Origin of the sequence: Pseudomonas entomophila (genome assembly GCF_018417595.1) — a bacterium.
GTDB classification, from domain to species: Bacteria; Pseudomonadota; Gammaproteobacteria; order Pseudomonadales; family Pseudomonadaceae; genus Aquipseudomonas; species Aquipseudomonas entomophila_C.
Genome location: NZ_CP070982.1, coordinates 5,346,813 through 5,358,117, shown reverse-complemented (window position 1 = coordinate 5,358,117; position 11,305 = coordinate 5,346,813). Strand labels below are relative to the sequence as shown.

9 protein-coding genes and 1 pseudogene are annotated in these 11,305 nt (G+C 63.9%); 6 read left to right on the top strand and 4 right to left on the bottom strand.

Features of this window, described 5'->3' with window-relative positions:
- Positions 1-5 precede the first annotated feature (5 nt).
- The 3 genes from JYG34_RS23535 to JYG34_RS23525 all read left to right on the top strand — a co-directional run bounded on the left by JYG34_RS23535 (position 6) and on the right by JYG34_RS23525 (position 2,935).
- Complete coding sequence (locus JYG34_RS23535; protein WP_213658568.1) at positions 6-962, top strand: glycosyltransferase; 957 nt, start codon at positions 6-8, stop codon at positions 960-962.
- A 63-nt stretch (positions 963-1,025) separates the two neighbouring features.
- Positions 1,026-1,799, top strand: a complete 774-nt coding sequence (locus JYG34_RS23530; protein ID WP_213658567.1) for a glycosyltransferase family 2 protein — start codon at positions 1,026-1,028, stop codon at positions 1,797-1,799.
- A gap of 47 nt (positions 1,800-1,846) precedes the next feature.
- Complete coding sequence (locus tag JYG34_RS23525; RefSeq protein WP_213661247.1) at positions 1,847-2,935, top strand: glycosyltransferase; 1,089 nt, start codon at positions 1,847-1,849, stop codon at positions 2,933-2,935.
- A gap of 3 nt (positions 2,936-2,938) precedes the next feature.
- Here JYG34_RS23525 and JYG34_RS23520 read toward each other — a convergent pair whose 3' ends face one another.
- Complete coding sequence (locus JYG34_RS23520) at positions 2,939-3,544, bottom strand: toluene tolerance protein (RefSeq protein WP_213658566.1); 606 nt, start codon at positions 3,542-3,544, stop codon at positions 2,939-2,941.
- A 104-nt stretch (positions 3,545-3,648) separates the two neighbouring features.
- Between JYG34_RS23520 and JYG34_RS23515 the strand changes: the two are divergent.
- The 3 genes and pseudogenes from JYG34_RS23515 to hldE form a co-directional block, all read left to right on the top strand.
- Positions 3,649-4,820 (top strand): annotated as a pseudogene (locus JYG34_RS23515) (O-antigen ligase family protein); the annotation flags it as partial.
- An 18-nt stretch (positions 4,821-4,838) separates the two neighbouring features.
- Positions 4,839-6,647: a lipid A export permease/ATP-binding protein MsbA gene (gene msbA / locus JYG34_RS23510; protein ID WP_213658564.1), complete on the top strand. Its 1,809-nt coding sequence runs from the start codon at positions 4,839-4,841 to the stop codon at positions 6,645-6,647.
- Between the two features lie 129 nt (positions 6,648-6,776).
- Complete coding sequence (gene hldE, locus JYG34_RS23505) at positions 6,777-8,198, top strand: bifunctional D-glycero-beta-D-manno-heptose-7-phosphate kinase/D-glycero-beta-D-manno-heptose 1-phosphate adenylyltransferase HldE (RefSeq protein WP_213658563.1); 1,422 nt, start codon at positions 6,777-6,779, stop codon at positions 8,196-8,198.
- A gap of 87 nt (positions 8,199-8,285) precedes the next feature.
- Here the strand turns inward: hldE and JYG34_RS23500 are convergent, their stop codons facing one another.
- The 3 genes from JYG34_RS23500 to JYG34_RS23490 are packed head-to-tail and all read right to left on the bottom strand — an operon-like array spanning position 8,286 to position 11,276.
- Positions 8,286-9,254 carry a metal ABC transporter ATPase gene (locus JYG34_RS23500; protein ID WP_213658562.1) on the bottom strand — a complete coding sequence of 323 codons (969 nt, stop codon included), beginning with the start codon at positions 9,252-9,254 and terminating at the stop codon, positions 8,286-8,288.
- 37 nt (positions 9,255-9,291) lie between these two features.
- Entirely contained in the window at positions 9,292-10,104 is an 813-nt protein-coding gene (locus JYG34_RS23495) for an aldo/keto reductase (protein WP_213658561.1), read from the bottom strand.
- A complete protein-coding gene (locus tag JYG34_RS23490; protein ID WP_213658560.1) occupies positions 10,101-11,276 on the bottom strand; it encodes an NAD(P)/FAD-dependent oxidoreductase in 1,176 nt (391 codons plus the stop codon). Before JYG34_RS23490 ends, JYG34_RS23495 begins: the two co-directional genes overlap by 4 nt.
- Between the last annotated feature and the right edge of the window lie 29 nt (positions 11,277-11,305).

The following is an 11,305-nucleotide window of genomic DNA, read 5'->3' as shown; positions in this document are numbered from 1 at the left end:
AAGCAATGAAAGTCCTATTTCTGGTGCAGAAGGAACAGCGGGCGATTCTCGACCGCCTGTACGACGGTGTCGCGGCCAACTGCGACTGCGACCTGCGCTGGCTGTCCAGCGAGGACCAGCGCAACCTGCGCCGTTATTTCAAGCGCGAGGTGGATGTCACGCGTTACGACCGCATCGTGTTCTTCCTGCGTTTCAAGCAGGAAATCCGTCAGGTGGCGTTCATCCGCAGCGTCCCCAACCTGGTGATCCTCGAGCACGACGCCTACCAGAACTACATCCCCTGCAAGTACACCGGCAAGTTCAGCGCGCACTACCGCAAGCTGCCGTGGGCGCGGGTCATCAGTTCCGGCTACATGGTCAGCGAGCGCCTGCGCCAGGAAGGTTTCGACGCGGTGTTCGTGCCCAAGGGCTATGACGAGCAATTGCTCACCGACCAGGGCCGCGAGCGCGACATCGAGCTGGCGTTCGTGGGTAGCACCAACAGTGTCGCCTACAGCGGTCGCAAGGCGTTGCTGGACGAACTGGGGCGGGTGGAGAACCTGGTGGTCACCCGGACCAAGTCGGGCGAGGATTACTGCAACACGCTCAACCGCATCCGCTTTTTTGTAAGCGCCGATGTCGGCATGGGCGAGTACATGATCAAGAACTTCGAGGCAATGGCCTGTGGTTGCGTGCTGCTGGCCTACGACCAGGGTGAGCAGGAAAACCGCGCCTTGGGGCTGCAAGACATGCACAACGTCGTGCTCTACGACAGCATCCCGGTACTGCAGGCCAAATTGCGCCGCCTGCGCGATGATCCGGACCTGGCGGCGCGTATTGCCGTCAATGGCCGCGAACTTGCAACTTCTCGCTTCAGTTTTGCCCAGGTCGGCCGTAGCATTGTCGAACACATGAGCCCCGCGCTGCGGCCCCATCCACCGCTGACCCCATGGCAGCGTCTGCGCCTGCAGCTCGGAATCTGAATTTTTGATTCGCCCATCGATGATGGGCATGAAGTGTACCTGCCGCGAGGCGGAGGGAACCCCGTGCGTTTTTCCGATGTAAGTGATGTCACCCTGGTGGTGACGAGTTGCGGGCGTTTCGACCTGCTCAAGGAAACCCTGGAAAGCTTTGACCGGTACAACACCGCGACGGTCCGCGAGGTCTTCATCACCGAAGACTCGGGCAACGATGCGGTGCATGACGCTGTGCCGGAACACTGGAAAGGGCATTGCACGGTGTTCGTGAACCGTCCCAAGCTGGGCCAGCTGGCGTCGATCGACCTGGCCTACAGCCGTGTGCGGACACCCTATATCTTCCATTGCGAGGATGACTGGCGTTTCTATCGCCCTGGGTTCGTCGAGGATTCCCGCGCGATACTCGAGGTCAGCCCGCACCTGCTTCAGGTCTGGCTGCGCAGTCACGCCCACGACCTGGCCATTCACAGCCCGTATATCCACCTGGGAGATCGCCAGGTGATCGCCGGCGTGCCCTGCTACCCGCTGATTTCGGAGAAAGCCGAGTGGCAGGCTTTCTCGCTCAACCCAGGGTTGCGGCGTTTGAGTGATTATCAAAGCTGCGCGCCGTACGCTGCCTATTCTGGTGAGAAGGCGCTGTCGCGTCGCTATGCCGAGTTGAACCTGACGGCCGTGACGCTCGAGGGCGATGCGGTGCTGCATACCGGCTTTGGCATGCATGTGACCGTGCCGGAGGAAGTTCAACGCAAGGTCCGCCGGCGGCAACGGGATCGGGTGAAGTTTGCGCTATCGTCGTTGCTCGGGCTGGTGGTTGGGCTGGGGATCGGTTTCCTGGCCCATTGATACGGCTCATACGAGGCCCACGGACTTCTGGAAGGGGCGCAATGCCGTTGAATATCGTCAATGTGATGTGGTCGGGCGGCTCGCCCTACATGTCCATACACAAGGTCCATCGGGATCTTCTGGTTCATGCGCAGTCGGACGCGCGGGTTTGCAACTGGTTGTTGCTCGGTGACGGTCTATGCAGCAGTTTTGGGCCGGTGCGCAGCTGGCATTTGCCACAGCGTTTGCTCAAGCGGCGAATACCGTATGTGCTGGCGATGCCATGGCTGCGCTGGCGCCTGCGCAAGGCGTTGGCCGAGGCCTCGGTAGACGTGCTGGTGCTCGATGGCCTGGGCGTGGCCCGGCTGTTCTTGCCGCTCGCCCGGCAAATGCCGGAAGTGCGGGTGGCCGTGCTGTTCCACGGCAAGACGCGTCTTAGCACGAACGACGTCAGGCTATTCCGTAGCCTGCCACCCGAGCGGCTGAGTATTGCCGCCGTTTCCGCGACATTGGCCCGTTCGCTCGAGCAGGGGCTTGGTTGCCCGGTGAGTACCTTGCGAATGGCCCTCGATCCGCAGGCGTTCGCTCAGCAATTGCTCGGTCGGGAAGACGCGCGCCAGGCGCTGGCTCTGCCGGTGCAGGGGCCGCTGCTGGGCGCTGTGGGGCGCCTGGTCGAGGGCAAGGGTTTCGAGATGCTGATCGAGGCGTTCGCCCAGGTACGGGAGCACCAGGCTGGGTTGCGTCTGGCCATTCTGGGCGATGGTCCGCTGCGCGGCCGGTTGGAGGCACAGGCCAAGGCCCTCGGTGTAGAGGGTAGCGTGCACTTCGGTGGGCATCGTGACGATCTGGTCCAGCTGTATCCGGCATTCGACTGGTTGTTGGTGCCTTCCCGCTCGGAAGGGCTTGGCTTGGTGGTGCAGGAGGCCGTGCTGTCAGGTGTGCCGGTGTTTTGCAGCGACTTGCCGGTGTTTCGCGAGCAGTTGGGCGAGGCAGGATGCTATCTGCCCGTTGGCGACCTGGCCGCCTGGGCCGACGCGATCGGTCACTGTGGCCTGCGTGACGCCGCTGCCCAGGCCCGCGAGCAGTGGCAGGCCATGGCGCCGGAAGAGCGATGGGTGGCCTTCAAGGAGGGCTCGATCGGGCTGCTGGATCGCTGAGAGTCAGCGTTGCGACAGCGCCGCCTCGAATCGTTCCAGGGGGAACTGGTTGGCGAGCCGTTCACGCTCGATGTAACGCACCATGTGGTGAACGTTGCGCCGAACCATCCGCGAGGAAAGCGGGGCGCGCAGGAAGCGCATGTCAGCGACGTCGATCAGCCCCAGCACCCCTTCGGGGGTTTCCACCACATTGCCCAGGTGCAGCGAGCGGAAGTAGATGCCCGAGCGGTGCATCCGGCGAACCAGGTCCACCAGCCGCGGCAAGTGCTGTTCCCAATCGAAATCGTCCCCGCGCGAAAGCTGCAGCAGGGTCTGTCCCGGTAGTGGGCGGTAGAGCACGGCCGTGCGACCTGGCAGCGCCAGCTTGTGATGGCTGATCACCTCCAGGGTTGCAAAGCCCAGTTGCGCGAGGTGCAGGGCGTTGTCGACGAAGCGTTGCGAATACGGCCGCAGCAAGGCGGATGAAATCAGGCGTTTGCGACGAAAAACCTTGAGGATGTTTCCATCGCCAAGCAGGTAGACTTTGGCGCCGTGGCTGTCTGCTTCAAGAATCTTGGCGCCTTGTGTCAGCTGATCGAAGTCGACTTGGGTTAGCCGGGAGCATTGCATTGGGGTGGCCTTGTCTTCTGGGCAAGCAAAATGACCGGCAATAATGCCGAAAATTACCCGGAAGCACCATGCGGGTGTGAGTTCGAATCATCGGGGGGAGACTGATGTTCTACGAAAAACGCTGGGTGCAAGCCTGGTTGGGGTTGGGGTTCGCCTGGTTCCTGGCGGCGATTGCGCTGGCTCCGAGCAACAAGCTTTACCAGCAGGGGCTGGTGCTGTTCCTGTGGTTGCCGACCTTGCTGCTGGCCTGGCCGGCCCGGCAGGTGTTCATCCAGGCGTGGCGCGGTCAGCGTGCCTTATGGGCCAGTATTGCCTTGTTGCTGGCCTGGAGTGCCGCGACGTTGGTTTGGTCCTCCACCGAGGAAGACTCGCGCGAAATCAAACGCCTGCTCTACATCCTGGTGTTCCTGATGGCCTTCCCGTTGCTGGCGCAACTGGGGGTGGAGCGTTGCCGCGGCATTTTGCGCGTAGGCGGCGTGCTGTTGGCCATCGCGGCGCTGGTTGCAATCATCCGCTTCTACAGTGTGATTGGCTATCCGTTCTATATCCGGCTTGAGGGCATTGGGGAAATTTCCCATCCCATTCTCGGTGCCTACGTCATCGGTACAGCGATCATCTGGTTGTTGTACGACTGCCCTCGGAATCGGGGGGCGCAACTGGGCTGGTTGGCGGCACTCGCATGCCTGGGGGCGTTCGTTGCCCTCAGTCAAAGCCGTGGCACGCTCGCGTCCTTGGCGATGACCATCCTGCTCACGCCTCTCTGGTTCCGTAGTCGTTTCAGCAACCTACTGGCCCTGGGGGTGCTGGTCGCAGGGAGTGCCGCGATCTATGTCGCCTATGACCTGATCATGCAGCGTGGGGCATCCTACCGACCTGAGATCTTCCAGGCATCCCTGCAGATGATCGGTGAGCATCCCTGGACCGGGCTTGGCCTGGGAGCGAATTACCGGATCGAGGCGGCAGGCCTGCAGTTCGACCACACCCACAACATGTTCACCCATATTGCCGTCGAGCTTGGCTTGCCGGGCATGCTGCTGTGGATCGCGGTATGGCTGTTCACCCTGGGCGAGATCATCCGGGCGCGCTCGACACCGTTCGGTAAGGTGCTGTTGAGCCTGTGGGTGTTCTCCACCCTGGCGATGCAGTTCGACGCCGCGAGTCTCACGGGCACGCCGCGCGCCGAATGGTTCATCAGCTGGCTGCCGGTGGGGTTGGCGATGTTGTTGCCCGGAGCGCGGCCCGCTGACAAGCCTGTGGTAAAATCACCGGTTCAACCTGTACAGCGAGCTTGACGATGGCCGAAACACCGCGCCCTGCGGAAAACTCCTCCAGCCTGAAGATCTACTTCCGGCTGTTGAGCTATGTGAAACCCTACATCGGCATCTTCCTGCTGAGCATCGTGGGCTTCGTGATCTTCGCCTCCACCCAGCCCATGCTGGCCGGGATCCTCAAGTACTTCGTCGACGGTCTGAGCAACCCGGAGGCCGTGCTGTTCCCCAACGTACCCTACCTGCGCGACCTGCAACTGCTGCAGGCGGTACCGCTGCTGATCATCCTGATCGCCGCCTGGCAGGGCCTGGGCTCGTTCCTGGGCAACTACTTCCTGGCCAAGGTATCGCTCTGCCTGGTACATGACCTGCGTGTCGAACTGTTCAACAAGCTGCTGGTGCTGCCCAACCGCTATTTCGACAACCACAACTCCGGTCACCTGATCTCGCGTATCACCTTCAACGTGACGATGGTCACCGGCGCGGCGACCGACGCGATCAAGGTCGTGATCCGCGAAGGCCTGACGGTGGTGTTCCTGTTCCTCTACCTGCTGTGGATGAACTGGCAACTCACGTTGGTGATGCTCGCCATCCTGCCGGTCATCGCCGTGATGGTCAGCACGGCCAGCAAGAAATTCCGCAAGCAGAGCAAGAAGATCCAGGTGGCCATGGGCGACGTGACCCATGTCGCCTCCGAGACCATCCAGGGTTACCGGGTGGTGCGCAGCTTCGGCGGCGAGCGCTACGAGGAAAGCCGCTTCAACAAGGCCAGCCAGAGCAACACCGACAAGCAGCTGCGCATGACCAAGACCGGCGCGCTGTACACGCCACTGCTGCAACTGGTGATCTACACCGCCATGGCCGTGTTGATGTTCCTGGTGTTGTTCCTGCGTGGCGAAGCCTCGGCCGGCGACCTGGTCGCCTACATCACCGCCGCCGGGCTGCTGCCCAAGCCTATCCGCCAGCTTTCCGAAGTCAGCTCGACCATCCAGAAGGGCCTGGCGGGTGCCGAGAGCATCTTCGAGCAGTTGGACGAGCAGCCCGAGGTCGACAGCGGCACTGTCGAGAAGCAGCGGGTCGAGGGTCGTCTGGAGGTACGCAACCTCAGCTTCACCTACCCTGGTACCGAGCGTCAGGTGCTCAGCGATATCAGCTTCACCGCCGAGCCGGGCCAGATGATTGCACTGGTGGGGCGCTCCGGCAGTGGCAAGTCGACGCTCGCGGCGTTGATCCCGCGCTTCTATCACCATAGCGAAGGGCAGATCCTGCTCGATGGCGTGGAGATCGAGCAGTACCGCCTGCGTAACCTGCGTCAGCACGTGTCGCAAGTGACCCAGCATGTGACGCTGTTCAACGACACGGTAGCCAACAACATCGCCTATGGTGACCTCGCCGGTGCACCGCGCGAGGATATCGAGGCAGCGGCGGCCGATGCCTATGCCAAGGAATTCGTCGACCAGTTACCCAACGGCTTCGACACCGAAGTGGGCGAAAACGGCGTGCTGCTGTCCGGTGGCCAGCGCCAGCGCCTGGCGATTGCCCGGGCACTGTTGAAGAACGCACCGCTGCTGATTCTCGACGAGGCGACCTCGGCCCTCGACACTGAGTCCGAGCGCCATATCCAGGCAGCCTTGGACCATGTCATGCAGGGGCGCACCACGCTGGTGATCGCCCACCGCCTGTCGACCATCGAGAAAGCGGACATGATCCTGGTGATGGACCAGGGCCGCCTGGTGGAGCGTGGTACGCATACCGAACTGTTAGCGGCCAATGGCTATTATGCCCGCCTGCACGCCATGGGGCTGGATGCGCCGGAAAACGCCGATATCACCTGACCCCACGCGAATCGGGGCCTGTGGGGCCCCGATTGTCACCGCGATGTTCACAGATGCAGGTGGCCGTAAAGCCATCCTCGCCCCTGTGCTAATATCCTGCCCCTGTTCACTTTTTCATATGGGTTGCCCATGAAGTTGTCCATGCCGCGTTTCGATCAAGCCCCGGTATTGGTGGTCGGCGATGTCATGCTCGACCGCTACTGGCATGGCGGTACTTCACGTATTTCGCCCGAGGCACCGGTGCCGGTGGTCAAGGTCGACCAGATCGAGGATCGCCCCGGTGGTGCGGCCAACGTGGCCTTGAACATCGCCGCCCTTGGCGCGCCCGCTTCGCTGGTCGGTGTCACCGGCCAGGACGAGGCGGCCGACAGCCTCGCCAACAGCCTGCAGGCCGCTGGCGTGCGTTCGATCTTCCAGCGCATCGCCCACCAGCCGACCATCGTCAAGCTGCGGGTCATGAGCCGGCATCAGCAGTTGCTGCGCATCGATTTCGAAGAGCCTTTCGCCACCGATCCCTTGTCGCTGGGGGAGGAGGTCGAAGCACTGCTCGACGGCGTCAAGGTCCTGGTCCTGTCCGACTATGGCAAGGGCGCGCTGCGTAATCACCAGGCGCTGATCCAGGCCGCTCGCCAGAAGCAGATCCCGGTCCTGGCCGACCCCAAGGGCAAGGATTTTTCGATCTACCGTGGCGCCAGCCTGATCACTCCGAACCTGAGCGAGTTCGAAACCATCGTTGGGCGCTGCGCCGACGAAGCCGAACTGGTCGCCAAAGGCCTGAAGCTGCTGGAAGAGCTGGACCTTGGCGCCTTGCTGGTGACCCGTGGCGAGCATGGCATGACCCTGCTGCGCGTCGGCCATCCGGCCCTGCACCTGCCGGCCCGTGCCCGCGAAGTATTCGATGTGACCGGTGCCGGTGATACTGTGATTTCGACCCTGGCCGCCGCCATTGCCGCCGGCGAGGACCTGCCCCATGCCGTCGCCCTGGCCAACCTGGCGGCCGGCATCGTGGTCGGCAAGCTCGGTACCGCCGCCATCAGCGCCCCCGAACTGCGCCGGGCCATCCAGCGCGAGGAGGGTTCGGAGCGAGGGGTGCTTAGCCTGGAACAGCTGTTGCTGGCCATCGACGATGCCCGTGCGCACAACGAAACGATCGTCTTCACCAACGGCTGCTTCGATATTCTTCATGCGGGCCACGTCACCTACCTGGAGCAGGCTCGTGCCCAAGGCGACCGGCTGATCGTCGCGATCAACGACGATGCCTCGGTCAGCCGCCTGAAAGGGCCTGGCCGGCCGATCAACAGTGTCGACCGGCGCATGGCCGTGCTGGCCGGCCTGGGTGCGGTGGACTGGGTGATCAGCTTCCCCGAGGCCACGCCGGAAAACTTGCTGCGCCAGGTCAAACCGGACGTGCTGGTCAAGGGCGGCGACTATGGCATCGACCAGGTGGTCGGCGCCGATATCGTCAAGGCCTATGGCGGCACGGTGAAGGTGCTGGGGTTGGTGGAGAACAGCTCGACCACGGCCATCGTCGAGAAGATCCGCAAGCACTGACATCGACCTTCCTGTAGGAGCCAGCCTTGCTGGCGAACCGGCAATTGCGCAGCGTTCGCCAGCAAGGCTGGCTCCTCAGAGGGTGACCTACTTGTGCAACGAGGTGCGCGCCCGCTCCAGCAGTGCCCGCGCCTTGTCACTGAAGCGCTCCAGATGCGATGCCGGCGCCGTCCTGCTTTCGACCAGCCCTTGGTCCTTCAACCATTGCTTCCAGCGCACCCGCTCATCCCGAACGACCCAGCCTTCCTGGCGGGCGAAGCTCTCCGCCAGCCATAGCCCGCGCGTGCTGGCTGGCAACAGTTGGTCCTTTTTCACGGTGTAGAGCTCTGCCAGTGGCTTGCCGTCCTGCAAGGGCATCAGGTACAGGTCGGGGCGCTTGCGGTCGAGGCGCGCCACCAGCTGGTCGCCTTCGAGGCGTTCGTCGACATGGAACAGGCTCAGTGACTTGGCCTCTCTGGGGACCTCGAGGCGCAGGTCGTAGATCAGTTGCAACGATGCGGTGGGCAGGTGCACATAGGCTTGTGGCCGCTCCAGCAACATCAGGTTGCCACAGTGCACGGGGCGCGCTGCTCCCGAGGCCGGTGTCAGGACGAAAGGCAGGGCCTCTCGATAATGCAGGGCATCGGAGTAGGGCGCTGGCAGCCAGGTGTCATTGAAGCGTCCGCCGAGCCAACCTTCGGGTGTTTCCAGCAGGCACTCCTCGGCCACCTCCTGAATCGCCGTATGCAGGGGCAAGTTCAGTTCGTGGGCGGGCACATAGCCAGATATCAGTTTCAGCACCACATCGCCGCGGTCCTGGCGGCGTTGACGCACCAGCACCCAATAGTCGCGACCATGCCAATGCAGGGTCAGGCGTACCGACACGCCCAGGTTGGCCAGCTCGGCCACAAAGTGGTCGCTGTTCTGCAACTGGATCGCTTTGCGCCGCTGCAGCGTCTGGGCGAAGTTCAGCGGCATGCCGATGCTCTGGTAGGTGAGGCCGTCGTGCGTGGCCTCGACATGCAGGGGCAGGGTCTTGAAGTTGCTCGGGTTCTTGCGGATCAGCGTACGCGGCACGAGGCTCCTCCTTGCGATGGGCCCCCGCCCGGGCGGCTCAGGGGCGACCCAGGATGCGGGCGACGGTGGCCACGTTGTGGGCCAGGTGAACCGGGTTGATGGTGCCGACAATCGCACTGTTGACGCCTGGGTGGGCAAACAGCAGCTCGAAGCTGGCCTGTACCGGGTCGACGCCTGGCGCCAGGCAGATGTGCCCGCTGGCCAGAGCCTTCTTCACCAGGATCGCCTTGCCGTGCTCGGCAGCGTAGTCCAGCACCGGCCGTTCCGCCTGCTCGTTGAGGTTGTAGGTGACCATGGCGCAGTCCCCCTGTTCCAAGGCTTTCAGGCCGCCGGCAACGGTCTTGCCGGAGAAACCATAGCCGAGAATCTTGCCCTCCTGCTTGAGGGTGGCGAGGGTTTCATACACCGCCTCGTGTTCGAGAATCGCCAGGTCGTTGCCGTCGGAGTGCACCAGCACCAGCTCGATGCGGTCGGTTTCCAGGCGTTTGAGGCTGCGCTCGACAGAGCGGCGTGTGTGGGCGGCGCTGAAGTCGAAATGCGACTGGCCGTTGTCGAATTCTTCACCGACCTTGCTGACGATCACCCATTCGTCACGCTGGCCGCGCAGCAACGGGCCCAGGCGCTCCTCGCTGCGGCCGTAGGCTGGGGCGGTGTCGAGCAGGTTGATCCCGAGTTCTCGCGCCTGCCTGAGCAGCAGTTGGGCGGTTTCGTCATCGGGGATGGTGAAACCATTGGGGTACTTCACCCCCTGGTCGCGGCCCAGCTTGACCGTGCCCAGACCCAGGGGCGATACGCGCAGGCCGGTGCTGCCCAGGGGGCGAAGATAGTCGTGCAGGGTTGGCAGGCTCATGGCAGCAGTTGCTCCCAGGCCGGTACACCCAGCGATGGACGCGGCAGGTCGGTCAAGTCCGGCTGTGCCGAGGGGCGGATGCCATCGCGTTCGAAGCTGGCCAGCACGCGGTCGGCGAAGTCCGGCGCCAGGGCCAGTTTGGTCGGCCAGCCCACCAGCAGGCGCTGCTGTTCGGCGAGGAAGGCGTTGTCCGGGCGCACCAGGCCCGATTGCGCGGGCTCGGCGCGGTCGACCCGCAGGGTGGCCCAGCGTACCTGGCTCTGGTCGACCCAGGGCAACAGGCCGGCGACTTCCTTTTGCGCCGCGGCGATTTGCGCGGCAGGCTCGCGAGCCACGCCGTCGGCCTCGGCAATGTCGCCACCGAGGTACCAGACCCACTGGCCGTCGGCGGCCGGATGGGTGGTCACGGTGATGCGTGGCTTGGGACCACCGCCCAGGCAGTGGGCGTACAGGGGTTTGAGGTTGGGCCCCTTGGCCAGGACCATGTGCAGTGGACGGCGCTGCATGGCGGGCTGGTCGAGGCCGAGGGCGTGCAGCAAGTCCGCCGTGCCGCCACCGGCGCTGAGGACGATGCGCTGGGCGCGGATTTCGCGGCCATCGACGATAAGGCCGCTCAGTTCGCCGTCTTCGCGCAGGGGCTCGATATGTTCGCCCGCCAGCAGGCTGTCATCGGCCAGTTGTGCAAGGTTGGCCAGCAGGCTGGGTACGTCGATGACCAGCTCGGCCAGGCGGTAGACCTTGCCTTTGAATGCCCGGTCCTGCAGCGCCGGGGGCAGTTGCTCGCCCTTGACCTGGTCGACCCGGCCGCGCACGGCCTTGCTGGCGAAGAAGCTGGTGAGGTTGCCGGCCAGGGTGCCAGGGGACCAGAGGTAGTGGGCGTCGGACAGCAGACGGGTGCTTGTGAGGTCCAGCTCGCCGTTGCCGGCCAGCGCTTCGCGCCAGCGCCGCGGCATGTCGGCGATGGCCTCGGAGGCGCCGGTCAGGGCGCCGTGCAGGGCATACTTGGTGCCGCCGTGGATGATGCCTTGCGACTTGATGGTCTGCTCGCCGCCCAGGCTGGCGCGCTCCACCAGCACTGTCGAATAGCCCAGGCGGCGCAGGCGGGCGTTGAGCCAGAGGCCTGCGACCCCGGCGCCGACGATCAGCACGTCAGTGGAAATGGCGGATGGCATGCGGGCACCTCGAAAGCTGGGACAGGTGC

What these genes read in the sequence shown, in the direction of transcription:
- JYG34_RS23495 (WP_213658561.1), bottom strand. Translation starts at nt 10,104, where the DNA reads ATGAGCCTGCCAACCCTGCACGACTATCTTCGCCCCCTGGGCAGCACC.
- JYG34_RS23535 (WP_213658568.1), top strand. Translation starts at nt 6, where the DNA reads ATGAAAGTCCTATTTCTGGTGCAGAAGGAACAGCGGGCGATTCTCGAC.
- JYG34_RS23490 (WP_213658560.1), bottom strand. Translation starts at nt 11,276, where the DNA reads ATGCCATCCGCCATTTCCACTGACGTGCTGATCGTCGGCGCCGGGGTC.
- hldE (WP_213658563.1), top strand. Translation starts at nt 6,777, where the DNA reads ATGAAGTTGTCCATGCCGCGTTTCGATCAAGCCCCGGTATTGGTGGTC.
- JYG34_RS23520 (WP_213658566.1), bottom strand. Translation starts at nt 3,544, where the DNA reads ATGCAATGCTCCCGGCTAACCCAAGTCGACTTCGATCAGCTGACACAA.
- msbA (WP_213658564.1), top strand. Translation starts at nt 4,839, where the DNA reads ATGGCCGAAACACCGCGCCCTGCGGAAAACTCCTCCAGCCTGAAGATC.